The sequence below is a fragment of the Magnetovibrio blakemorei genome (assembly GCF_001746755.1).
GTDB lineage: Bacteria > Pseudomonadota > Alphaproteobacteria > Rhodospirillales > Magnetovibrionaceae > Magnetovibrio > Magnetovibrio blakemorei.
In genome coordinates this window covers 23068-48340 of record NZ_MCGG01000048.1, presented here as the reverse complement: position 1 = coordinate 48340, position 25273 = coordinate 23068, and the positions used below count along the sequence as shown (strand labels likewise).

Here is a 25273-nt window from a genome sequence, read left to right as displayed (position 1 = left end):
TGGCTTCGTTTACGCAACAATGCGGGATCGCGGTAGGGTGACCGTTACTTGGGTGCCGATATTTTTGGTGCTCTCGATTTGCAGTCGGCCACCATGAAGTTCGGCGAGCGACTTGCTGAGTGGCAAGCCTAACCCGGTCCCTTCATGGGGGCTTTCCAGACCGCGTCTGACTTGGCCGAACTGTTCCATGGCCTTCACAAGATCATCTTCGTTCATACCAATTCCGCTGTCTTTTACACAAAAAATGTGACCGTCGTCATCCTGACCGGAAAGTGAGGCTGCCAGGCTTATGGTGCCGCCGGGGGGCGTGAATTTCACGGCATTGGCCAGCAAATTGATGAGAATTTGCTTCATGCGCCGCTCGTCGGCCCACAACTTGGGTAAGTTGTCGGCAATGTTGAGGGTGAGGTTGACCTGCCCAAGCTTTGCATTGTGTTGAACCGTGCGTGAGCACATATCCAAAAGTTCGCCGACTTCAAGGTTGCTCTCGTGCAGCTCCATTTTTTTGGCTTCAATGGTGGAAATGTCGAGCAAATCCTTGATTAAGCTGTGCAGATGTTGTCCTGAATTGCGGATATCGTTCACGTAATCGGCATATTTTGCGTGCCCCATGGGGCCAAAAATCTCTTCCTTAATCGTATCTGAAAACCCGATGATGGCGTTGAGCGGGGTCAGCAATTCGTGGCTCATGTGGGCGAGAAACTCGGTCTTGGCCTGACTGGCGCGTTCCGCCTCATTTTTGGCCAGGTAGTAATTTTCCATCGTTTCTGCATACTGAGAGGTCAACTCTTCGGCGCGTTCACGAGAATCACGCGACGTGATCAGGTCGCGCACCAAACGATCATTGGTGCGGCGCAATTTCATCTCGGTTTTGCGCAAAGACAGGGCCAGGCGCACAATACCCGACAACATGGCGGGTTGGCTCACATCCCAGGGAAAGGCCGCCAAGGCCCCCGAAACGATGAATTCACGTAAATTTGTGCCCGCACCTTGCCCGTTGAGGACGATAATCGGGGTGGTTAGCCCGGCTTTTTGGGCGCAAATGGTGATGGACAGGGCGTTTTCGGGATCAGCGGGATCGCTGTAAACGATGCACAATTCATGACGCCCGCTGACCAAAGCCTCAAGGGCATGATCTAAATCGGGAGCTTCCTCAATATTGACTTCCACCTCTTCACCAAAAAAGGCATCGCCTAGATCCTTGCGGACCTCTGAATTCCCTCCTGTCAAAAGTATTTGGTATATATCCATGGACATCATTCAATAAAGAGTTGCGCACGGCATTGAACGTATACCAAGCGTCATCCGCAAAGGGAAGGGCTACGGTCAACGAAAAAAAATGCAGCGGCCCAAATTGACCCGTCTGTGTAACAACCATACTTAATAATGTGTAGCATCCGACCTTAAAGAGGTCCAGAAGTGCCGCCCTGGCCTTTGTGGGCGGGGAAATAAGGGCAAGACAATGCCTTAATCATTAAAAAAGCCATTATGTAATAAGGGTCTTTTGGATGTGACGACAGCGCTGAGAAAAGGAAGCACAGCTTCAATGGACACGTGCTCAGAAATGAACGGAAGAGGTTCTCGGCTTATGCAGACGGGTTGCTGAGGGTGCCTTGGGGCGGGGTGTGATCCTTGATCAGCACCCGTTCGGCGGAGACCCGAATGCGGCCCTCGGCAATGAGTTTTACGGCGCGTGGGTAAAGGATGTGTTCCTGTTCCAAGATCCGTGCAGCTAAGGCGTCGGCGGTGTCTTCTGGATGCACGGCCACCACGGCTTGGGCGATGATGGGGCCTTCGTCCATGGCGGGGCGCACAAAGTGCACGGTACAACCGGAAAACCGCGCCCCGTCTTCGATGGCGCGTTCGTGCACATGCAAGCCTTTGTAAGACGGCAACAGCGATGGATGGATGTTGATCAAGCGGTCGCGCCAGGTGCGCACGAAACCGTCAGAGAGCAGCCGCATAAAACCCGCCAAGCACACCAGTTCCGCGCCCGTCTCGGCAATTTTATCGCTCATGGCGGCGTCGAAGCTTTCACGATCTGCGAAGTCTTTGGGGCTCAGCACGGTGGTGGGAATGCCTGCCTCTTGGGCGCGCACCAGCCCATAGGCGTCGGCCTTGTTGGACAGCACCAGAACGATTTCGGCGGGATAGTCTTCGCTCTTGCACGCGTCAATCAGCGCCTGCAAGTTTGAACCGCGCCCGGAAACGAGAACCGCCAGCTTCATGGCTTAACCCCAAGCTTTGTCGGCGTTCAACAGCACCACACCGGCATTACCCTTGGGGCGAGGGATGACACGGCCGATGGTAAAGACCGTTTCGCCGTGCGCTTCAAAGACCGCTTTGAGGCTTTCCGCTTTGGCGGCGTCCACCACCACCGCCATGCCGACACCGCAATTGAAGGTGCGCGCCATTTCGGTCGCGGCAATGTTGCCTTCTTTTTGCAGCCAGCTGAACACGGGCAAGGTGTCCCAGGATGTTGCATCCACTTCGGCGGCTAAGTTTTCGGGCAGCACGCGGGGAATGTTTTCCAACACGCCACCGCCGGTGATGTGGCTGAGCGCATGCACGCCGCCGGATTTGATCGCCGCCAAGCACGACTTGACGTAAATCCTGGTCGGCACCAAAAGCGCTTCGCCCAAGGATTTTCCGGGGGCAAAGGGGGCATCAACGACGTAGGCCAAGCGCGCTTTGTCAACAATGTGGTCGCGAACCGCGGCTTCCAACTTGGTGTCGGGCGCGCCGCCGATGACGGCGTTGGACACCACTTTGCGCACCAATGAAAAGCCATTGGAGTGCAGGCCGCTGGATGCCAGGCCCAAAATCACATCACCTTCATTAACTTTGTCGCCGGTCAAAACGCCTTCGCGCTCCACCGCACCGACGGAAAAGCCGGCCAAGTCGTAATCGCCGCCGCCGTACATTCCGGGCATTTCAGCCGTTTCGCCGCCAATCAAGGCGCAGCCCGCCTGACGACAACCTTCCGCGATGCCCGCGATGATTTCTTTGCCGGCAGCGACGTTCAGCTTGCCTGTGGCATAATAGTCTAGGAAAAACAGAGGCTCTGCGCCTTGCACCACCAAGTCGTTGACACACATGGCGACCAGATCGATGCCCACGGTGGTGTGGTTTTGCATGGCGATGGCGACTTTCAGCTTGGTGCCGACGCCGTCCGTGCCCGACACCAAGATCGGATCGGTGTAGCCAGCGGCTTTCAAATCAAACATCGCGCCGAAGCCGCCCAGGCCTGAAACCACGCCGCTGCGGGTTGTGGATTTGGCGTCGTCTTTGATGGCCTCGACCAGCGCCTCGCCCGCATCGATATCGACTCCGGCGTCTTTGTAGGTTGCCCCGGTCATGGCTGTCTCCTTTAGGTTCTTGGCGCGCCCTGAAATGTCGCTTTGGTAACGCCGCTCTGGTATTGGTGGCTCAACGTGGTAAAACCTTTACCAAGGCTGGCTAATATGGTGAAACATACCCATTTAAGGGCGCTTTGCAATGGCGCAGAACAAGGGACTTAAGTACATGAGACTTCGAACCGCTTACGCGCTTGTTTTTGCCGTGCTGTTCGCCATTGTTTCGGCGGATGCGGTGGCCGATGCGCCGCGTCTGTTTGAAGTGTCCAACGTCAACGTTGACGTGACCGCCGATTCGGCCTCAAGTGCGCGCGCCCAAGCCCTGCTCATCGGTCAATCCAAAGCTTTTAAGGTGTTGTTGGAACGTTTGACCTTGCAGGCCTACCACAACCGTTTGCCCGACCTTTCCACCGCCCAAGTGACGGAATTGGTCCAAGATTTTACGGTGGCAGAGGAAAAAACATCATCGGTTCGCTATATTGCCAAACTCAATTACCACTTTCACGCCAAAGGGGTGCGCGCCCTTTTGGATGAATACGGCTTGCCGTTCGCGGAAACAGCGTCAAAACCGGTGCTGATGTTGCCGGTTTACCAAGCCGCCGGGGCCCTGTCTTTGTGGGATGAGCCCAATCCGTGGCGGGCGGCGTGGGTGAATTATAGCCAAAATGGCCCCGGTACGGGATTGGTGCCGATGATTTTGCCGGTGGGCGATTTGAATGACGTGCGCACAATTGGCGCCGAACAGGCCATCGAAGGCGATATGGCGCGTCTGGAAGAAATCGCTCGACGTTACGATGCGGGTGACGTGGTGGTGGCGCACGGTGTTTTGCGCATGGATTCGTACAACGGTCTGCCGGAACTGGAAGTCTATTTGACCCGTTTTGGCACCGCCCTTCAAGAACACACGGTGGTGAAAAGCTTTACCTCGGAACCGGGAGGGGACGTATCCAAACTGCTTTACCGCGCGGCCGCGCAACTGACGGCGCAGGTCGAAGACAATTGGAAACAAGACAATCTGATCCAAACCGGCAGTGCACAACTGTTGCCGATTTCGGTTCCGGTGCGCGACTTAAGCGATTGGGTCAGGGTGCGCGACCGTCTCAACGGCGTTGCGATTATTCGCCGTGCCGACCCGGTGCTGATGCGCCGCGACGAAGTGCGTTTGAATTTGCACTTCATCGGCGATGCAGAACAGTTGGCGCTGTCGCTGGACCAAGCCGATTTGACGTTGTGGGAAGAGGCCGGCAACTGGTATCTGGCGCAAAAGGTTTCGCAAACACCGGCGGCGGTTTCCGGGGCGCAGAAGTGACGGCGGCGTTGAGGGGCCACGTGTGGTGAACCTTCCCAACATCATCACCTTGTTGCGCATTGCCGCCACGCCGATTGCGGTGTGGTTGATCCTTGAAGGTCAATTGATGGCAGCGTTTTGGGTGTTCGTTGCGGCGGGGCTTTCGGATGCGGTGGACGGCTTCATCGCCAAGCAGTTCGACATGGAAACCGAACTTGGCAAATTTCTGGACCCTCTGGCCGACAAAGCGCTTTTGGTTTCGGTTTATATCTCGTTGGGGCTGGGGGGCTATTTGCCGACATGGTTGGTGATCATGGTGGTGTTTCGCGACGTGATGATCGTCGGCGGGGCGATGTTGTTTGAAACCATGACCCATTCCCTGACCATGCAGCCGCTGATGATCAGCAAGGTCAACACAACCTTGCAAATTGTGTTGGCGGCAGGCGTCATGGCGAATGCCGGATATGGGATAGAGTTTGATGGCGGTATGGATGTTTTGGTCATCTTGACCGCCATGGCGACCGTCGCGTCGGGGCTGACATATGCCGTGGTGTGGGTTCGTCGTTGGGCGCAATTGGAGGATGATCAATGAGCGATGACATCAAGCGGATCATGAGCCGGGAAATGCAGATGAGGGTCTGGGTTATCGGATTCTTTGTCTTCATCTTTTTGCTCTATGCGCTTAGCAGCGTGCTGACGCCTTTTGTTGCGGGCCTTGCTGTTGCCTATTTTCTCGATCCGTTGGCGGATCGGTTGGAAGCTCTTTTGAAGTCGCGCTCTGCGGCGACAGCGCTCATTTTGTTGACGTTCTTTGCGGTTGTTTCGGCCTTTGGCATTGCTTTGTTCCCGTTGCTTCAGGCCCAGGTGACGGGTTTGATCTCGCGCTTGCCAGACGCCATCAATGTCGCCCACGGGCTGCTTGATCCGCTCATCGCCAAAATCGAATTGGAGCTGGGCGCAGAAGAACTCCAAAAAATCAAAAACGGTGCCGGGGCCTTTGCAGGTGAAGCGGTGTCGTGGCTTATCGGCGTGCTGAAGAGTCTCTTTTTGGGTGGCAAGGCTGTCGTCAATGCCTTGTCTTTGCTGTTTATCATGCCGGTGGTGGCGTTCTTTTTGTTGCGCGATTGGGACCTTTTGGTGGCCAAGGTGGATGGCCTGTTGCCGCGGAGATCGGCCGACACCATTCGCCAGCAGTTTCGCGAAATTGATGCGACCATTGCCGGTTTTGTCCGGGGGCAAGCGACGGTGTGTCTGGCTTTGGGAGCCATCTATGCAACCGGACTAACGCTGGTGGGGCTTGATTTTAGCCTGTTGATCGGATTGGGAACGGGGCTGATGGCATTTGTGCCTTACGTGGGCATGATCGTTGGCTTGTTGACGGCGTTTGCGGTGGCTTTGATGCAGTTCAGCGATCCCTTGTCGTTTGTTTTGGTGGCCGCGGTGTTTGGCGTTGGGCAGAGCATCGATGCGGCGTTTTTAACCCCCAACTTGGTTGGTGGGCGGGTCGGTTTGCATCCGGTGTGGATTATTTTCGCCTTGATGACGGGCGGTGCGCTGTTTGGCTTTACCGGGGTTTTGCTGGCGGTGCCGGTGGCGTCGATCATCGGCGTGTTGGTTCGATTTGCGATTGGACGTTATATGTCCTGCGCCTTGTATACGGGCTGAAGACACCGTGGCGAAGCAGATTGCGTTTACGTTTGATCCCAGGCCCGCGTTGGGCGGCGATGATTTTTTGGTCGCCCCGTCCAATGCAGCGGCTGTGCAGTGGGTGGACCGCTGGCCCGACTGGCCCGGTCCGGTGGTGGTGATCGTGGCCCCTATGGGCGCCGGAAAAACCCACTTGGCGCACGTCTTTCAAGCCCAAACCGGGGCGCACATGGTTGGGGTGGATGATCTTGTCCAGCACCGCGCCGATGGCGTTTTGAAGAATGCCACGGCGTTGATTTTGGAAAATGCCGAAGCTTTTCTCGCCCAAGGTTTGGACGAAGAACTGCTGCATCTTTATAATCTGGCCAAAGAAGACGGTGTCAAAATCTTGATGACGGCAGAGCGCCCCCCGGCGCGTTGGGGGACCGCGTTGAAAGACCTAAGCTCGCGTCTGAAAACCGCCCCGGTGGCGGAAATTGAGGCCCCCGACGATGCGCTTTTGACGGCGTTGATCGTAAAACAATTCGCGGATCGGCAACTGAGTGTAGAGCAAGACGTTTTGACCTATATGCTGGCGCGCATGGATCGTTCATTTGCAGCGGTGCGGACCCTGATTCAGGCCATCGACGAACGTGCCTTGGCGCAAAAGCGCGCCATTACAATCCCCCTGGTGCGCCAGGTGTTTGAAGCCGAATAGGGAACCGAGTTGTGCGCAATGTATCGTATTTTAGCGGCGGATTGGTCGCCGACTTCGCCATCAGCGACGTCGCTTTCGACAAATTTTTAAGCTATCTGGCTGAAGCCAAAGGCATCATCGACGGCTATGGCGAAAGCGACCTGATAAAGGCGCGCACGTTGCTGGACAATTTCATGATCCGCGCGCATCAAGACGAAAGCGTCGACCAAGGACCCGGCGAAGTGCTGGCAGCGTGCTTTATCTGGAACTTTTTCAACACCAATCCCAACCCGGCGCGGGTGATCGAAGGCGATATCGTGCTGATCGATTTGGACGGCACCCTCAGCACGGTCAAATACGTTTCGGCCAAAGATGTTCAAATCCCCGATTCCCACTCGCACTAGGGGCGGGGTTTATTAATCGATTTTGTCGATTACTGTTTACGTAATTACTCGTTGGTTTCGATTGTTGTGGTGCGATATCCTTAAGGTTGTGAAAAGCCGAGGAAGTTCAAATATCCGAACTTGTGGCGATGACGGCGCAAGCTGTCTTTATCGTAAACAGTACGATGGGAGAGAGAACAATGAGCGAAGCTAAATGCCCAGTGATGCACGGTGGAAAAACGTCCGTCGGAACATCGAATATGGATTGGTGGCCGAACGCACTGGACCTAGACATCCTGCATCAGCACGACACGAAGACAAATCCGATGGGGCAGGATTACAACTATCGTGAAGAGCTCAAGAAACTTGATGTCGAGGCTCTCAAAGATGACATGCGTGCCCTCATGACGGACAGCCAAGACTGGTGGCCCGCCGACTGGGGCCACTATGGCGGCCTGATGATCCGTATGGCCTGGCACTCCGCCGGATCCTATCGCATGGCCGACGGTCGTGGCGGTGGCGGTACGGGTAATCAGCGGTTTGCGCCGTTGAATTCATGGCCCGACAACGTCAACCTGGACAAGGCCCGTCGTCTGCTGTGGCCGATCAAAAAGAAATACGGCAACAAGGTGAGTTGGGCCGATCTCATCATTTTGGCGGGGACGATGGCCTATGAAACCATGGGGCTGAAAACCTTCGGCTTCGGATTTGGTCGGGAAGACATCTGGCATCCGGAAAAGGACACTTACTGGGGCTCTGAAAAAGAATGGCTGGCGAGTGAGCGTTACGAAGGCGATACCCGCGATACTCTTGAAAATCCCCTGTCGGCGGTTCAGATGGGCCTGATCTACGTCAACCCCGAAGGCGTGAACGGTCAACCCGATCCGCTCAAGACGGCTCAGGATGTCCGGGTGACCTTTGCCCGCATGGCTATGAACGATGAAGAAACCGTGGCCCTCACGGCAGGCGGTCATACCGTCGGTAAGGCGCACGGCAATGGCGATGCGGCTTTGCTCGGTCCAGCTCCCGAAGGCGCAAACGTCGAGGATCAGGGCTTCGGTTGGGTCAGTAAGGCCAAGCGGGGCATTGGCCGCGATACGGTCTCAAGCGGTCTTGAAGGCGCGTGGACGACCCATCCGACCAAATGGGACAACGGCTACTTCCACTTGCTGTTCACCTACGATTGGGAACACAAGAGAAGTCCGGCCGGGGCCTGGCAGTGGGAACCCGTCAACATCAAGGAAGAAGACAAACCAGTTGATGTCGAAGATCCATCAATCAAACTCAAACCGATGATGACGGATGCCGACATGGCAATGGTCAGAGATCCGATTTATCGCAAGATTTCGGAACGGTTTTACAAAGACCCTGCTTACTTCTCCGAAGTCTTTGCGCGGGCTTGGTTCAAGCTGACCCACCGCGATATGGGACCGAAGGCGCGCTACATCGGCCCGGACGTTCCTAAAGAAGACTTGATCTGGCAAGACCCAATTCCCGCCGGACGCACCGACTATGATGTTAAAGCCGTTAAGGCCAAGATTGCCACCAGCGGTCTCAGCGTAAACGATATGGTCGCGACCGCTTGGGACAGTGCGCGAACCTTCCGGGGGTCAGACATGCGCGGCGGTGCCAATGGTGCCCGTATCCGCCTTGCCCCGCAAAAAGATTGGCTGGGCAACGAACCCGATCGTCTCGCCAAGGTGCTGGGCGTGCTGGAAGGCATTGCGACTGAAACAGGCGCAAGCGTGGCGGATGTGATCGTTCTGGCGGGTAATGTTGGTGTTGAACAAGCGGCGAAAGCCGCGGGCTTTGATATCTCAATTCCCTTTGCGCCAGGGCGTGGCGATTGCACTGACGAGATGACCGATGTTGAATCGTTCGACGTGCTGGAACCCATCCATGACGGGTATCGCAATTGGCTCAAGAAGGACTACGTTGTCAGTGCGGAAGAACTCATGCTTGATCGCACCCAACTGATGGGGCTGAGCGCGCATGAGATGACGGTTTTGGTTGGTGGCATGCGCGTTATGGGGACCAACCACGGCGGCACCAAGCATGGTGTTTTCACCGATCGCGAAGGTGCCCTGACGAACGATTTTTTCGTCAATCTGACCGATATGGCTTACGTCTGGAAGCCCATCGACAAGGACCTGTATGAGGTTCGCAACCGCAAGACCGGAAAAGTCAAATGGACGGCCACACGTGTGGATTTGGTCTTCGGCTCTAACTCGATCCTGCGCTCTTATGCCGAGGTCTATGCCCAAGACGACAACGGAGAAAAGTTCGTGCACGATTTTGTGGCCGCCTGGACCAAAGTGATGAACGCGGATCGTTTCGATCTTTCTTGATCCAAAGGGGGCTCCTGGGCAATCGCTTGGGAGCCGTCCTTTGTATTTCACGCGTTCTGAAGACAATTTTTAAATTTTTAGACAAAAAGAAGCCGTCACCCTGGGGGGACAGGTCGGGTGACGGCTTAAGGTTTAGATTTCAGACCACCATTTCAGACAGGTCGTGCCGGTTACACAACAGACATTACCATACTAAAACAGTTGGTTATTGAATCATGTAAGGGGTATGGCAACGGATTTCAATCATCATTTCCGTTTGTTTTTGAATTTTTTGTGTCAGGACACGACAGCTCATGCGCAGACATGACAAGACGACCATAAGCGATTAAACTGCCAGCAGAATTTCAACGTCTCAGGGCCGCTGACAGATGTTCGGCGGGGCCGATGTGTTGTGTTTTTTTTTTCCCATCTTGGGGACCATAACCTGATTTTGACCCGTATCGCGCTCAAAGGCTTCACTATGAACAACATCGACTTTCCCCAAATCAGCCTCACATCTTCGGATCGCTTCATCAACCGAGAACTGTCGTGGCTTGCGTTCAACACGCGGGTCATGGAAGAAGCCATGAACACCAAGCACCCGTTGTTGGAACGGGTCCGGTTTTTAAGCATTTCAGCGGCCAACTTGGATGAATTTTATATGGTGCGTGTGGCAGGGCTGAAGGGTCAGGTTCGGGCCGGTATCACGACCATTTCCGAAGACGGATTAACGCCTGCTCAGCAGCTTGAAGCCATTAACGCCGCCGCTCAGCAATTGCTGAAAAGTCAGCAAGATTGTTGGATTGCCCTCAAGGACCTGCTGCACAAGGAAGGTATCAAAGTCCTTAAGCACAAAGAACTTTCTGATCGCGACGCCAAGTGGTTGGAAAACTATTTTATGGACCACATCTTTCCGGTCTTAACGCCCCTGGCCATTGATCCGGCGCATCCGTTTCCATTTATTCCGAACCTGGGCTTTTCCTTGGTCATGTTGTTGCAGCGGCGCAATTCCAAAGAACATTTGCGCGCCCTGATTCCCATCCCCCATTTGATCGAACGGTTTGTGCGCTTGCCGGGTTCGGCCATTCGCTTCATCCCCATCGAAGAAGTGGTGGAGATGTTTTTGGATCGACTGTTCCCCAATTATGAACCCCTGCAAATCAGCAACTTTCGCATCATCCGCGACAGCGAAATGGAAATTGATGAAGAAGCCGAAGATTTGGTGCGCACGTTCGAAACGGCCTTGAAACGTCGTCGTCGCGGTTCGGTCATTCGCTTGACGGTGAACCAAGCCATGACAGAAGAATTGAGCTCGGTGATCATCGATGAAATCGTTGTCGATGAAGACGACGTTTTCCATCTTGGCGGTATTCTCGGTATGGCGGATTTGTCGCAGTTGATTGTCAAGGAACGCACCGATTTGTTGTTTGAACCGTTCAACGCCCGGTTCCCCGAACGGGTCCGCGACTTTGGCGGCAATGTGTTCCAAGCGGTGCGCAAGAAGGACATGATCGTCCATCACCCTTATGAAAGTTTTGACGTGGTGGTGCAGTTTGTGCGCCAAGCCGCGCGCGACCCCAAGGTGGTGGCGATCAAACAAACCCTGTATCGCACGTCGAACGACAGCCCCATCATTGAAGCCTTGATCGAAGCGGCGGAGGCTGGAAAGTCCGTCACCGCCATGGTTGAACTGAAAGCTCGTTTCGACGAAGAGGCCAACATTCGTTGGGCGCGCGATTTGGAACGTGCGGGTGTGCAGGTCATTTATGGTTTCATGGATAAAAAGACCCACGCCAAGGTCAATTTGGTGGTCCGCCGGGAAGCGAAGGGGCTGCGTTCCTACGTGCATTACGGTACAGGCAACTACCACCCCATCACGGCCAAGATCTATACCGACTTGTCGTTTTTCACCTGCGATCCGGCGCTGACGGCAGACGCAGCGCGGTTGTTCAATTACATGACCGGTTACGCCAGCCCAGCGGGTATGGAAAAGCTGTACTACGCACCGTTGACCATGCGGGACCGCTTGCTGGAACTTATTGAAAATGAAATCTCCAATGCCAAAAACGGCAAACCGTCGGGTCTTTGGGCGAAGATGAATTCGGTTGTCGATCCGATTTTGATCGACGCCATGTACCGTGCATCGAACGCCGGCGTGCCGATTGAATTGGTGGTGCGCGGCATTTGTTGTTTGCGTCCGGGCGTCAAAGGAATGTCTGAAAACATTCGTGTGAAAAGCATTGTCGGGCGTTACTTGGAACACGCGCGCATCATCGCCTTTGCCAACGGTCAAGATTTGCCGTCGCGCAGCGCCAAGGTCTATATTTCATCCGCCGATTGGATGCCGCGCAACTTGAACCGGCGCGTCGAAACCTTGGTGCCCATCGAAAACCCAACCGTCCATCGCCAGGTCCTCGACGAAATTTTGGTGCTGAATTTACGCGACACAGAACAAAGCTGGACGCTGAATGCCGATGGTTCCTATGCCCGTGCGGCGGCGGATGAAAACGGCCTCAACGTGCATCATTATTTCATGACCAATCCAAGCGTATCGGGGCGTGGTTCGGCCGCAGGTGGGGTGCGTCCGAAACCCCCAAAATCCGGGAAATCGAAATCGAGGATGATCACCACGCTGCTCATTGACGGGACCAAAGTGAAGACCAGCCCGAAGGATGAGGATGAATAAGCTTACGACGGTTGAGCCTGGCCAAGCCCATGGGCGTGTTGCGGTGGTGGATATCGGGTCCAACACGGTGCGGTTGGTGGTTTACGATGTGCCGACACGTCTGCCGATCCCTATGTACAACGAAAAGGCCCAGTGTGCATTGGGCCGGGGATTGGGGGCGAGCGGTAAGCTCAGCCCTCAAGGCGTCGACTGCGCGCTCAGTTCCATCAAACGCTTTGTCGGCCTTGCCAAGGCCATGGGTGTGGAAGATTTGGAACTGGTCGCCACCGCTGCCGTTCGCGATGCCTCTGATGGACCTCAATTCATTGCAGACATTTTTGCGGCCACCCAGCAGACCGTATCGGTTCTGAGCGGCGAAGACGAAGCCAAATACGCGGCGCTTGGCTTGCTCATGGGGGTGCCACATGCCGATGGTCTGATCGGCGATTTGGGTGGCGGTTCGCTGGATCTTGTGGGCCTGGACAACGGTGTCTTTAACAAGTCGGCGACCTATGGGTTCGGTCATATTCGCTTGTCGGAAATCTCAGAGGGCAACCCTGAACGCGCCCGCGCCATTGTCTTTGAAGAGTTGTCGAAGCTCGCTTGGCTGAAGGATATTCGCGGTCGCACGCTCTATGCGGCAGGTGGATCGTGGCGGGCGTTGGCGCGTATTCTCATCGACCAAACCAACCACCCTTTGCATGTGGTCGACAACTTCAGCCTTCCGGCCAAGGCGGTGTTGAAGGTTTTGCATGTGATCAGTACGGCGGGTCCAAATTCTTTGGAGAAAATTCCCGGTGTGCCGTCCAAGCGGGTCGAGACCTTGCCGTTCGCTGCGGCGGCTCTGGAAAGTTTGTTGCTGGTTACGGAAGCGGCCCAGTTGCAGTTCAGCGGCTTTGGGATGCGCGAAGGGGTTTTGCTGTCGTGTCTGCCCGATGACCTGCGCCACCAAGACCCCTTGTTGGCTGCGTGCAAAACCATGTCGGAACGCACCGGACGTTTTAAGGTCAAGGGCCGCGAAATGTTGGAGTGGATGACGCCCATTTTTGCCGACGAATCCCATGACGAATATCGGTTGCGCTACGCGGCGTGTTTGTTAAGTGACGTGGGTTGGAACGAACATCCCGATTATCGGGCCGAGCACTCTTTTATCCGCGTGCTGCGGGTGCCTTATGCAGGCCTCACCCACACCGACCGGGCCTTGCTGGCGGCAACCGTTTACGTGCGCGGAAACGGCAACTTGGACGATCAACTGATCCGGCCAATCTTGGGACTGCTTGATGAAGCCCAATTGTCGTGGATCAAAGTCACCGGCCTTGCTTTGCGTTTGGGTCACACCATTTCCGGCAGTGCGCCCGGCGTGCTGAGCAAAACCCAATTGGTGGTGAGCCACGATCAGTTGCTGCTGTGCATCGCCCCCGATGACCGCGATACACTGCTCAGCGAAGCCGTGCAGCGCCGCCTCAAAACCCTGGGGCGTGCGCTCGGGTTAAAGGGGACGGTGGATTAGGAGAGGTCCTTTCCCACAGAGCCGCTTTTCCTTTGCGGGCGGCTTAAATTGCGGCTCATTTTGCGCTATAATAGACAATCACGAAATTTTCGATAGGAGGTTAACATGGTTGAACATGCTGGCAGAACTCCGGTCCATTTCGGAGATGAGTGGTGGGGAAGTTTTGCTGACCCATTCCGTGTTCTGGCAACCAAGGTTGCCGACTTCTTCGCGCCGCCTGCGGAAGCGTCGAAGGACGACGATATGTATGAAATCTGCATCGAATTGCCGGGGGTGGCAGAGGACGATATATCCGTGGCTCTGGATCACGGCACGTTGCTGGTGAGCGGAGAAAAAAAGGTTGAGCGTCACGAAGAAGGTAAGTCGTTCATCTTCTCTGAAATCAGTTATGGAAAGTTTCAACGCTCATTTCGTCTGCCGGGAGATGCGGATGGTGAGCGGATCAGTGCCGCGTTCTCCAATGGCGTGTTGAAAGTCAGTATCGCCAAAAAAGAGACCAAATCGACCCGCAAGGAAATTCCCATTCATAAGTAACGACGCGTTTCCTTGGCGTAAGTCGGATGGCGTGAGAGTTGATAGGAAAGAGGGGATGGAGCCGAAGCGCCATCCCCTCTTTTTATCTGGCAACAGCCCAAGCTGTTTAAACGAAAATCTTATTTTGCGGGGGGCTCTGCCGGTGCCGCCGGGGCTGTCGGTGCGACAGGTGCCGGGGCGTAGCCATACGGCGCGTAGCCATAGGGAGGGGCGTAACCGTAGGGAGCATAGCCGTTGTAGCCATTCCAACCGTTATAGCCGTTCCAGCCGTTGTAGCCAGAACCGTTGTAAGCATTATAGGCGTTACCGCTACCGCGGCCCTTGAAGCTCATGGAGAAATCACCATCCATCAAGCCGTCGCCCCAGCCGTTCCCCCAACCATTGCCCCAACCGTTGTTGTTCCAATTGTTGTTGTTCCAGCCGTTGTTGCCCCAACCATTGTTGCCCCAGCCGTTGTTGCCCCAGGGGCCGTTATTCCACGGACCCCAGCCCCAAGCGGCGGCATCGTGTGCGGCCAAAGTGGACGCGCCAACGACGCCCGCAACGGCGATCATTTTCAAGAGTTTAGATGTTTTCATGAGGTATCCCCCTGTTTTTTCCAAAATGCATCGGACAGGAAGAACAAAGCCTCTCCGCAATCCGAGGATGTAATTCTGCTCTTATATTAGAAAAAAACGATGGACTTGCCAAGTCACTTTTTTGGGAAAAATCGGAGGTAAATAGGGCATTTTTACCCGCCATAGGCAGATTTCAGGGTCTCAATGGTGTCGATTTTGGCCTGAAGAACCGACCAATCATCGCGCGCAGAGATCGCGTCCCAGATGTGTTCGACTTCCTCAATCAACAGGGTACACGGTGCTGCACCGTGGAAGTAAGGATGCTCCGCCTTTGCGTTGGGAGCCGCGGCGCAGGTGGCGAGTTCCGTGACGAGGGACTTGAGGCGGGTGCCGGCGTAAGTCTTTTGCGCAATGTCTTTGCGCACGGAATCTCGTCCGCCGTAACAGTCAAAAAAGATGTTTTCAAAGGGCGTGCGGGTTTCCAACAACGTGGGCAGCAGGCGGCTGCCCAGTTCCAGACGGAGGCCGTCTTCTGCGGCAATGCCCAAACGCCGGGAGAGGGCGGAGGACAAGGCGATGTTGAAGGCGTCGTCAAATCCGGCCAAGGCATCGGACAGGTCTTTTTCGCGGGCGAAGTCCGTAAAACATTCCGCCAAACGGCTGACATTCCACAGCACCGCTTGCGGTTGGCGACCAAAGGCGTAGAGACCGAAGTCGTCAAAATAGGCCGCCGTGAACTTGGGGTCCATTTCAGGTAAAAACCGCCATGGGCCATAATCGAAGCTTTCCCCGGTGATGTTGATGTTGTCGGAATTGAGCACGCCGTGGACAAAGCCCGCCGCCGTCCAGTCGGCGGTGGTGCGGGCGGTGGCGTCAGCCACGCGGCGGACCAGTGCCACCGCCAGCTCACCCATGGGAGCCCCTGCGTCCAAGTCCGGAAAGTAGTGTTTTGCGGCATGGCGGGTGAGAACTTCGATGGCGTCTTGATCGCCCGCAAAGGCATGGCGCTGAAAACTGCCGATGCGGATGTGGCCGTGCGACAATCGCACCAGCACGGCGCTGCGTGTGGGCGAGGGTTCATCGCCCCGCGTCAAGGCTTCGCCGGTTTCAATGACGGAAAAGGTTTTGGACGTGTTGACGCCCAACGCTTCAAGCATTTCGGTGGCGAGAATTTCGCGCACGGCACCCTTGAGCGTCAATTTGCCATCGCCACCCCGCGACCACGGCGTACGGCCGCTGCCCTTGGTGCCGAAGTCCAGCAGACGACCATCGTCGGGGTCAATCATTTGCGCAAACAAAAAGCCTCGGCCATCGCCCAGGTCGGGGTTGTAGTTGCGAAACTGGTGGCCGTGATAGGCCAGCGCGATGGGTTCGGGCAGGCTTCCGGGCAAAGCTTCAAATTGTCCAAAGTGACGCACCCAGGCGTCATCGCTTAAGGTGTCTAAACCCACATGCGCGGACCAACGGGGATTGCGCCAGCGCACCTCATGACGGGGGAATGTGGCGGCGGGTACAGCTTGGAAAAACCGTGACCCTAAGTCCAGATGGGTGGTGGATGGTTTGAAGCGGGGGGTGTCGAGCATGGTTATTTCCTCCACACCGTCGCCAGCCACGGCTGTTGCTCTCGGGGTAATCCGGGGGGGCGAAAGTAATGATGAAGTTCTGAAAATCCTGCGGCCTGAACAAAGGCGCGCCAGGTGTCTAAATCGTGGTAGCAGCCGTAACGCTCCCGGTTGAAGCCTTCGCTATTGTCACCACGCGGGTTGGAGCTGAAAAACACGCCCCCCGGTTTGAGGGTCGCGAACAGGGTGCTCAACACGCCGGGCAGTTCTTGGGACGGCACATGAAACAGGGAAGCGTTGGCGAACACGCCGTCAAAACGATTTGCCGGAAGGTCTAGGGACAGGAAATTTTGACACCAAACCTCACAGCCGGTTTCTTCATGGGCCATACGGACAAATTCGGGTGATCCGTCCAGGCCGATGGCCTCGATGCCTTGGGCTTTGAAATACGCCAAGTCGCGCCCCGGACCACAGCCGAGATCCAAAACGCTGTGCGGTCCTGGGCCTTGTAATTCACTCAGCAGAGCCTGGTAGTTCTGCGTGACATCGTGATCCCACGTGCCAGAGCGAAAGCCTTGGGCGGTTTGGGTATAGTGCCCCAACGTGGTATCCGTGATGTGACGCAGCTTGTCCGGATCAAGAGGCTTGGCGGGCATCGAGCTTCTCCTTACGGCCAAAGTCAACATCGAATTGCAAGGCTGCCAAGTTGGCGTACAGCGGGCTCGATGACAAAAGCTCCGTGTGAGTTCCGGTGGCGACGATCTGGCCTTGATCGATGACCACAATCAAGTCTGCGCCGACCACGGTGGCGAGACGATGGGCGATCACCAAGGTGGTACGTCCGGCTTTCAGCTTTGCCAACGCGGCTTGCACCAAGCGCTCGCTTTCCGCATCCAGCGCGCTGGTGGCTTCGTCCAACAACAGGACCGACGGGTTGCGCAGCAACGCCCGCGCCAACGAAATGCGTTGACGTTGACCGCCCGATAGTCGCACGCCTTTTTCGCCCAAGAAGGTGGCAAAGCCGTCTGGCAGTTTGTCTAAAAACTCTGCCGCTGCGGCAGCCTCGGCGGCTTGGCGCACGGCGTCATCATCGGCGTCGGGCTTGCCGTAACGAATGTTTTCCCAGCCGCTGGTGCCGAACAACACCGGATCTTGCGGCACCAGAGCAAAGCGTTCGCGCACGGCCTTGGGATCGGCATCGCGGACGTTGACGCCGTCCAACATCACGGCCCCATGCTCGGGGTCGTAAAAGCGCAACAGCAATTGAAACACGGTCGATTTGCCCGCCCCCGATGGTCCCACCAGGGCCACGGTCTTGCCGGGTTCAATGTTTAGGGAAAAATTGCTCAGCGCCGCATGATCGAGGCGCGACGGGTAATGGAAGGTGACTTGGTCAAATTGTACCCGGCCACTGGCCGGTTCGGGCAAGGGTAAGGGGTGAGGTGGGGTTTGGATATCGCTTTGGCATTCCAAAATTTCGATCAAGCGTTCGGTTGCCCCGGCGGCGCGCTGCAATTCGCCGTAGACTTCGCTCATCACGCCCACGGAAAAGGCCACCAACGTTGCGTAATACAGAAATGCCGCCAGTTCACCGCCGCTGATTTCGCCCGCTAGCATTTGATGACCGCCGACCCATAAAATCACGCCGATGGCGCCAAACACCAGCAAGATCACCAACCCCATCAACAGGCCTCGGGTGCGGATGCGCTGAATCGCGGTGTCAAACGCATTGGTCACTTCGACGCTGAAACGGGCCTTGTCGACCTCTTCATGGGTGAAGGCTTGAACGGTGGACATGGCGTTGATGGTTTCTTCGGCGAACGCGCCCACGTCGGCGACCCGGTCCTGGCTGGCGCGCGATAACTTGCGCACCCGGCGACCAAAAATCAAAATCGGCGCGACCACCACGGGAACCACCACCAACACCATGGCGGTCAGTCCGGGATTGGTGACAAACAACATGATGACGCCGCCCACAAGATTGAGCAAGTTGCGCAACGCGACTGATGCCGATGAACCGATGACCGATTGCAGCAACGTGGTATCGGTGGTCAGGCGCGACAGCACTTCGCCGGTTTTGGTGGTTTCAAAAAATCCGCTGTGCAGGGTCACGATGCGGTCAAACACCGCCTTGCGCAGGTCCGCCACCACCCGCTCGCCCAACCAAGAGACAAAATAAAAGCGCGCATAGGTGCCCAACGCCATGACCACCGAAAGGCCCAGCAGAAAATACAAGGCCCGGTCCAAAGCCCCGGTATCACCGTCAGCAAAGCCGCCGTCGATCAGGCCCTTCAGCCCTTGGCCCAAGCCCAATACTGACAGCCCGGTGATCACCAAGGCGATAACGGCCGCCGCAACGTGACCCGTGTAAGGTTTTAAGAAGCTCGCCGTGCGCCGTAAATAATTGAGGTTTTGACCCCTGGGTCGGTCAAAGGAAGCAGAGTTATGCGCCAAAGTGGTGTCCCGTTCAGATGAAATCTAAACTGTATATGGGCGCAGTCGAACGATGGAACAACCACAAGCGACATCATAAGTGCAAGCGCGTGTATGGTGAACTTACGCGGGTTCAGGACTCAGCGTTTGGGCCGAAATACTCATTGAACCCTCTTCACTGTTGCGCTGGTGCTCTAAGGTGTCCACTTCATCGCCCCTAAAGGCTGAAATGTAGGCATGCCCATGACAGGTGGGGCAGGGGCGTAAATGGGAATGCCCGTCTTCGGGCATAACCCAACCGGTGGAACAATCTGGGCAAGGAATATGCACTGCTGAATACCTTCCATATATTGTTCATGGAGCCCCCCCATTTGCCTGACGACATTTAGGCGTCGTCAGGCGAGCACTTTGTTGAGCATTTTCTTGTCGATGCTCTTCGCGATAGCAATTCAGTCTGATCAGGAGGTGGTCTTTTTCGCCGCTGCCTTTTTGGCCGGGGCTTTTTTCGCAGGGGCCTTGGCTGTTGCGGGGACGCTCACGGTGACCTTTTTCGCAGGGGCCTTTTTAGCAGGTGCCTTTTTTGCTGCGGTTTTGGGCTTGGCTTCTTCTTGGGCAATCAGCAACTCGGCTTTCAACCAATGTTCCATATCTTGCCCATGGGGCTTGCCTTCGGCTTCCCAAATCTCAAATGCTTTTTGGAGTATTTTATCGCGTTTTTTTGGGTTCATAATTCTTCTCAATCTCTAGAGTTTAGCCCGCAGGGGATCGGATAACCCGTGCGGATTTTTGCAGGCTTCGCCACGTTATATTAATACACCGAAATATATGACAGTTCTATAACAGCTCGCTAGCATAAAAGCTGTAACCGTTTGAACGTTTCTTAGCCAGCATGCCATTGCCCTAAAGGGCGAGTTCAACCCGATTGCGGCCAGTGGCCTTGGCGCTGTAGAGGGCGCTGTCGGCGCGGCGCATCAAATCGTCAACGTTTTCGCCCGGCTGAATGGCGGCGACGCCGAAGCTGGCGGTGCAGGGGGGAGTTGCACTGTGACTGTTTTGTTCGATTGCGGTTCTTAAATGTTCGGCCAGTTTTAAGGCACCCTCGGCATTCGTGGACGTGCACACAACCAAAAACTCTTCGCCCCCCCAGCGCCCGACCAGATCAACTTCGCGGGTCGTGCTGGTGAAGATTTCGGCGACGTGCTTGAGGACTTGATCGCCCATGGTGTGACCGTGTTGGTCGTTGATGGCCTTAAAGTGATCGATGTCGACCATGATGATGGAAAAGATATTTTTGTCTCGCTCGAAGCGGGCCAATTCACGGTGCAGCACATCGTCCGTTTCCAATCGATTGGCCAATCCGGTGAGCGGGTCGGTGCGCGCCAAGCGGTCCAGTTTGAGATTGGCGGCTTCGACTTCACTATGGGCGATGCGGATTTCATTTGCCGCTTGCAACCCTTTTCGGTAGCGATAATAGACGTAGGCCATCAACACGCTAAAGATCAACACCGCCTGCCAGAACCGCGCATAATCAATCCGTTCAACATAGGCGACGGAAAGCCAACGATTGTATATGGCGTTGATTTCTGCGGGGTCGATGGTGGTGGAGATGTGTTCTAGAATTTTCAGAAGTTGTCCGTCGTCGCTGCGCACGCCGATCGCAAAATTGGCTTTAATGTCGAGTGTGCCGGAAACTTTAACATGGTCAACGTCCCCCGTTTTTAAAGCGCGGCTGATGGTGGCGAGGGTGTCGATCAGCGCAAATGCATCCCCTTTGCTGACGGCAGACAGCCCGTCGGAGACCGTCCTGACTTCTATTAAGTGCAGGTCGGGATGGAGCGACAAGACATCTTCTTTGGTCGATTGTCCGCGCACGACGGCAATTTTTTTATCAGCCAATTGAGAAATGTCGGTGATGTAAATTTGGTCGTCACGGGTGGCCACGACCAAATCGAGAGACAGCCACGGTGAGGTAAAGTTCAAGCTTTCGCGGGCACCGGATGCCTTGGAAACCATCGGCAAGACATCGCATTTTCGCTCTTTGGCGAAGGTCAGACTTTGCTTCCAGCTTTGGGTGGGAACCAGGACAATTGGCATGTCTAGCCGTTGTTGCAGAAGCTCGACAAATTCAGCCGACACCCCCGTTAAACTGGTGTCGAGGTTCAGTGCTTCAAGCGGCAAGCGGTCGGGATGTACGCACAGGCGAAGTGGGCCAAAGGCTTTGAGGTGATCCACATCAGCGGGGGACAGCTCCGTGACTTGGTTTTCTTTTAATGCCCATTTTTCATTGATGGCGCGCATTTCGTCAGACGTGACGGCATCAATGGCCTTTTGCAAGATGTTGTTCAAAATGACGTCGTCCAAACGGGTGGCGATGGAAAACGTGGTGATGAAAACCGGGTCAGAGACCTTGCCCACGTATTTGAGGTCGGTCATGTTCAGGTCGCGCAAAATGCTCCGGGCGACCAGTGGCACGTCCATGGCAGCGTCCACCAGACCCTTTTGCACGCCAATAAACGAGCCTTGGGTTGAATCAAACGTAACGACCTTGATTTCGGGATAATAGCGGCGGATGAATTCGCCAAAAAAGAACCCTTCGGTAAAGCCCAGGCGTTTTCCGTTCATGTCGTCAAGATCGGTAATGGAGTCTTCCGAATTGTGCACATACAGACCCACGCTGGTGATGTGATACGGGTCTGTGAATTTCAGGTACTTGCGCCTGTCCCTGGTGTTGGCGATGTTGAGCATCACGTCCAGAGACCCGTCTTGCATCATGCCCAAAAAGCGGTCCCAGGTGGGCCCGCTGATGTACTCCACTTGAATGCCCAGCTTTTGCGCCAACAGGTTCATGTAGTCGATGGAGTAGCCCTTTGGAACCCCATCTTCATTGTAGTTATAGGGTTTCCATTCCATTTCGTTATGGACGCGCAGGGGGGCGGTGTGTACGCGCAACCACCCTTGTTCCTCTTGGGTGAGGAACAAGGGTTCTGACGCGTGAGCGGCCCCTGCAACAAGCAGGGGTGTGATGAGCAGAGATATGAGCGCAATAAGGGTGTGTGTAAGCCGTCTCATGTCATCAACATCTTTTTTTATAAGCTGAAGTGAAGGTGAAAAGCGCGACTCTCAGGCCGTGTTTAGTCCCCGCTGGTATTTTCAAGCAAGATGACTTTTTTGTTTTTGATCGCCAGCCCCATTTCGCCGGAGCGCAATTTGACGGCGGCTTCGCCGAACATCTCATAGCGCCAACCCGACATGGCATCGACCTTGGCATCTTTGCCAAACGCGGCGATGTGGTCGATGTCGGACGAATTGGCGATCAGCTTTTGCGCCACGCCGGTTTCTTCGCAGATCATCTTGAGAAACACTTTGAGCAAATCAGACACCGGGCCGATGCCCGACGGCAGTTCAAGCTCTTTGACTTGCTTGGGCAAATCAGATTCGGGAATGGCCAAGCCGCGTTCCACCGCTTTGAGAATTTCCACCCCACCGGGGCCATTGGCCATGCGGTCGCCCAGGCCACGTGTGCGGGCCAAGTCATTGGCTGTTTTGGGGGCGTGGTGGGCGATTTCCATCAAGGCATCATCGCGCAAAATACGGTTGCGCGGCATGTCGCGACGCTGGGCTTCGCGTTCGCGCCAAGCGGCCAGTTCCTTGAGCACCGCGGCAACGCGCGGCTTGGGATTGCGCGCTTTGATGCGTTTGTAGGCCAGATCGGGATTGCCTTCGTAGGTGCTGACAGAGGTCAGAATTTGCATCTCCGATTCCAGCCACGAGGAGCGGCCGTTTTCTTGCAATTCTTTGGACAGCTTGCGATAGGCGTCGCGCAGGTGGGTGACGTCTGAAAGCGCGTACGCGATTTGCTTGTCCGACAGGGGGCGACGCGACCAGTCCGTAAAGCGCGACGATTTATCAACCCGCGCCTTGGTCAGCTTGGCGATGAGGTTTTCATAGCCCACTTGGTCGCCAAAACCGCACACCATCGCCGCGACTTGGGTGTCGAACAGCGGGGCGGGGATGTGCCCCATCAGATGATAAAAAATTTCGACGTCCTGGCGCGCGGCGTGAAACACTTTTAAGGTTTCCGGCGCGTCCATTAAATCGAACAAAGGGGCCAAGTCGATGCCGGGTGCCAACGCATCAATGGCGACGGCATCATCGGGGCCCGCGACTTGGACAAGACACAGCTGAGGCCAATACGTGCTTTCCCGCATGAACTCGGTGTCCACGGTGACGAAAGGGGTGCCTTTGACGGATTGGCAGAACTCAACAAGTTCATTGGTTTTGGTGATTGTGATCATGATGATACTGCTTTTACACGGTTTGAACGAGATTCGGAACCATCAAAAAAAGTTATGTTTTTGAGCGGCCGTTCAAGCGCTAGACTGCATACGATTCTGAGCACGTGGTGCGGGCGCCAGGTGACTTCTTATTTGGGAACACATTTTGAACAGCGGCGAACAGAAGGACGATACCCAAGGCGCGGTCAGGTTGGCGGACGTCGTTGGTCGCCCTGTGTCCAACGATGAAGCGTGGGACGTCGCGGACTATCTGTTGGCGTGCCTGACTCACGTCAGCAACGCACGGCCCCTTTTTGGCGTCTTTTGCACCCACACGGGGCAATTGGAGTGGACCGCCGGGGGAGCGGAATTTTACCGTGTGCTGGGTCCCTTGGGGGATAATACCCCCCAGCTTGGCTCCATAGCTCTTTTTAGCCAGCTGCTGTTGGCGCTTGGCATCTCATCACAAGATGGCCAGTTTTTGCTCGAAGACGCCGCGTATCTTTCACCGGGGGCGGCGATGACGGTGCTGAAGCCTTTGGTGAATGCCCGCGGATTGTCCTTGCGGGTGGTGTTGCGGCGGCGTGATGAACCCAATGACAATCAAGTGCAGTTCACCATCATGGATGTCAGTGCCTTTCAAGAAACGGCACGGCACACCCGGGCGATGGCGCAGGCCTTCATCGAAAATTTGGATGCGTGCGAAGACGGGGAACTCAGTGTGCGGGACCTGCTCGGCAGCGTGATGAACGACTTGCAGACACTCTTTGATTTGCACGATGATGGTGAAATCAAACGATTGGCCCAGGATATGAGCTTGCGGGTGACAACAGCATCAAGCCGCATGGTCGCCATGCTGCGCACGTTCGAAGAGGACAGCACCCAGGACGACTGGCAGCCGAAAGACCTCAACCCCGGATTGCGCCCTGTAATTGCCGCACACAATGCACCCGTCACGGATTGGCATGAGTGGCACAGCAAGGTTTTGTGCACAAAGGATGGAGAGCCCGCACTGGTTGGCGAATTGGCGGCTGAGGTGATCCATGCTCATAGTTTTGTGCAAAATGCGGCCAGTATCATGTTGATTTCACCATCCCCGCAGCGTTTTTTTGCCCTCAATGGTCAGGCGGCCCAAAAAGAATTCGCCACGGTTGAAAACTTGGTGCGTGCCATTGGCGTTGAAGAAAACTCAACCCAAACGGCGGTGGCGTTTTTTGCCACCATCAAAGACCAGCCATCGCTGGGTTTGTTTTCCGTGGATGGGTCTAACGTGGAAGCGTGGGGACGTCCGGGCCTGTATGGTGGTTGGCAGGCGATGCTGCTGCCCAGTGTGGGGGCGGCGGTTAATGGCGGCGTCGATGTGCGCGGCTTGTTCCATGGTTTGAAGAATCTTTTGCTGCATCTTCAAGTTCTGTATGTCGTCAACACCCGTAAAGACGTGGACCAAGTTCAAGTGGGTTTGCACTCCACCATTGAAAAAATCCAGGACCGCCTCAGCGATTTGGATACGGTTGCCAAAACCGGACATCGTGATCAACTCCAGGTGAAAGAAACGGTGTCGCAATGGCTTGCGGCCGCAAAACGTGTGCAAGATGAGGTCGAAGGTGAGATCAAAATCATCAACGATGGCATTGAAAACATTGTCTTCACCTGTGCGCCGTCGGAAATGGAAGACACCCTGGAAGAACTGGTGCGCAATGCCTTTGAGCACGGCGCTGGGCATGTCAGCGTCGGAGCAACGGTTAAGGGCGATCACCTGTGCATGCATGTCACCGATGACGGCAAGGGCATGGCGCCGGACCAGCTCGGTCACGTGCGAGAGGTGCTGAAAACCCGCCGTTTCGATGCCAGTTTGACGACTCGCACGGATGGCACGGGCAATGGACTGTTGGCCGCCGCCAACGCCGTTTCGCGCTTTGTGGATGGCCAACTGTGTGTTGATTTAGGCCCCGACGGGCGGGGCGTGAAAGTCACCATCTCCATGAAGCTGCCCGCGTGATGGGAGTTTTTGCTGGAGGTGTTCAGTCTTTTCTTGACAAAGTCGCCCCAAAGGTGTGCTTT

The 25273-nt window shown here is 55.5% G+C and carries 20 protein-coding genes; 10 read left to right on the top strand and 10 right to left on the bottom strand.

The window, feature by feature from the left end; genetic code table 11:
- Positions 1–9: 9 nt before the first annotated feature.
- The 3 genes from BEN30_RS12765 to purM form a co-directional block, all read right to left on the bottom strand.
- Complete coding sequence (locus tag BEN30_RS12765; protein ID WP_170827057.1) at positions 10–1251, bottom strand: sensor histidine kinase; 1242 nt, start codon at positions 1249–1251, stop codon at positions 10–12.
- Positions 1252–1586: 335 nt separating this feature from the next.
- A complete protein-coding gene (purN, locus tag BEN30_RS12760; protein WP_069958712.1) occupies positions 1587–2228 on the bottom strand; it encodes a phosphoribosylglycinamide formyltransferase in 642 nt (213 codons plus the stop codon).
- Between the two features lie 3 nt (positions 2229–2231).
- On the bottom strand, positions 2232–3359 hold the full coding sequence (gene purM / locus BEN30_RS12755; protein WP_069958711.1) for a phosphoribosylformylglycinamidine cyclo-ligase: 1128 nt from the start codon (positions 3357–3359) through the stop codon (positions 2232–2234).
- Between the two features lie 166 nt (positions 3360–3525).
- Between purM and BEN30_RS12750 the strand changes: the two genes are divergently transcribed.
- From BEN30_RS12750 to BEN30_RS12710, 9 genes are all read left to right on the top strand, one after another.
- Positions 3526–4665, top strand: coding sequence for a DUF2066 domain-containing protein (locus BEN30_RS12750; protein ID WP_069958710.1), 1140 nt, complete (start codon positions 3526–3528; stop codon positions 4663–4665).
- Between the two features lie 25 nt (positions 4666–4690).
- Positions 4691–5236 (top strand): CDP-alcohol phosphatidyltransferase family protein, encoded by a 546-nt coding sequence (locus BEN30_RS12745; RefSeq protein WP_069958709.1) that lies wholly within the window; start codon positions 4691–4693, stop codon positions 5234–5236.
- Positions 5233–6309 carry an AI-2E family transporter gene (locus BEN30_RS12740; protein WP_245649053.1) on the top strand — a complete coding sequence of 359 codons (1077 nt, stop codon included), beginning with the start codon at positions 5233–5235 and terminating at the stop codon, positions 6307–6309. Before BEN30_RS12745 ends, BEN30_RS12740 begins: the two co-directional genes overlap by 4 nt.
- 7 nt (positions 6310–6316) lie before the next feature.
- Positions 6317–6988, top strand: a complete 672-nt coding sequence (locus BEN30_RS12735) for an HdaA/DnaA family protein (protein ID WP_069958708.1) — start codon at positions 6317–6319, stop codon at positions 6986–6988.
- Between the two features lie 11 nt (positions 6989–6999).
- A complete protein-coding gene (locus tag BEN30_RS12730; protein ID WP_069958707.1) occupies positions 7000–7371 on the top strand; it encodes a hypothetical protein in 372 nt (123 codons plus the stop codon).
- A 179-nt stretch (positions 7372–7550) separates the two neighbouring features.
- Complete coding sequence (gene katG / locus BEN30_RS12725) at positions 7551–9698, top strand: catalase/peroxidase HPI (RefSeq protein WP_069958706.1); 2148 nt, start codon at positions 7551–7553, stop codon at positions 9696–9698.
- 460 nt (positions 9699–10158) lie between these two features.
- Complete coding sequence (locus tag BEN30_RS12720; RefSeq protein ID WP_084005524.1) at positions 10159–12363, top strand: RNA degradosome polyphosphate kinase; 2205 nt, start codon at positions 10159–10161, stop codon at positions 12361–12363.
- Positions 12356–13852 carry a Ppx/GppA phosphatase family protein gene (locus BEN30_RS12715; RefSeq protein WP_170827056.1) on the top strand — a complete coding sequence of 499 codons (1497 nt, stop codon included), beginning with the start codon at positions 12356–12358 and terminating at the stop codon, positions 13850–13852. Before BEN30_RS12720 ends, BEN30_RS12715 begins: the two co-directional genes overlap by 8 nt.
- Before the next feature lie 105 nt (positions 13853–13957).
- Positions 13958–14386 (top strand): Hsp20/alpha crystallin family protein, encoded by a 429-nt coding sequence (locus BEN30_RS12710; protein ID WP_069958703.1) that lies wholly within the window; start codon positions 13958–13960, stop codon positions 14384–14386.
- A 119-nt stretch (positions 14387–14505) separates the two neighbouring features.
- On the opposite strand, the gene BEN30_RS12705 is transcribed toward BEN30_RS12710, so the two are convergent.
- From BEN30_RS12705 to rnd, 7 genes are all read right to left on the bottom strand, one after another.
- Entirely contained in the window at positions 14506–14964 is a 459-nt protein-coding gene (locus BEN30_RS12705) for a sulfur globule family protein (RefSeq protein WP_084005516.1), read from the bottom strand.
- A 152-nt stretch (positions 14965–15116) separates the two neighbouring features.
- Positions 15117–16526: a protein adenylyltransferase SelO family protein gene (locus BEN30_RS12700; RefSeq protein ID WP_069958724.1), complete on the bottom strand. Its 1410-nt coding sequence runs from the start codon at positions 16524–16526 to the stop codon at positions 15117–15119.
- A gap of 2 nt (positions 16527–16528) precedes the next feature.
- Entirely contained in the window at positions 16529–17161 is a 633-nt protein-coding gene (locus tag BEN30_RS12695) for a class I SAM-dependent DNA methyltransferase (protein WP_069958702.1), read from the bottom strand.
- Positions 17142–18959, bottom strand: coding sequence for an ABC transporter transmembrane domain-containing protein (locus tag BEN30_RS12690; RefSeq protein ID WP_139135024.1), 1818 nt, complete (start codon positions 18957–18959; stop codon positions 17142–17144). The genes BEN30_RS12695 and BEN30_RS12690 overlap by 20 nt, the downstream gene beginning before the upstream one ends.
- 437 nt (positions 18960–19396) lie before the next feature.
- Complete coding sequence (locus BEN30_RS12685) at positions 19397–19666, bottom strand: DUF2934 domain-containing protein (protein ID WP_069958700.1); 270 nt, start codon at positions 19664–19666, stop codon at positions 19397–19399.
- A gap of 172 nt (positions 19667–19838) precedes the next feature.
- On the bottom strand, positions 19839–22007 hold the full coding sequence (locus tag BEN30_RS12680) for a transporter substrate-binding domain-containing diguanylate cyclase (protein ID WP_069958699.1): 2169 nt from the start codon (positions 22005–22007) through the stop codon (positions 19839–19841).
- A 62-nt stretch (positions 22008–22069) separates the two neighbouring features.
- Entirely contained in the window at positions 22070–23233 is a 1164-nt protein-coding gene (rnd, locus tag BEN30_RS12675) for a ribonuclease D (RefSeq protein ID WP_069958698.1), read from the bottom strand.
- A gap of 145 nt (positions 23234–23378) precedes the next feature.
- Between rnd and BEN30_RS12670 the strand changes: the two genes are divergently transcribed.
- Positions 23379–25211, top strand: coding sequence for an ATP-binding protein (locus BEN30_RS12670; protein ID WP_069958697.1), 1833 nt, complete (start codon positions 23379–23381; stop codon positions 25209–25211).
- The last annotated feature ends 62 nt before the right edge of the window (positions 25212–25273 follow it).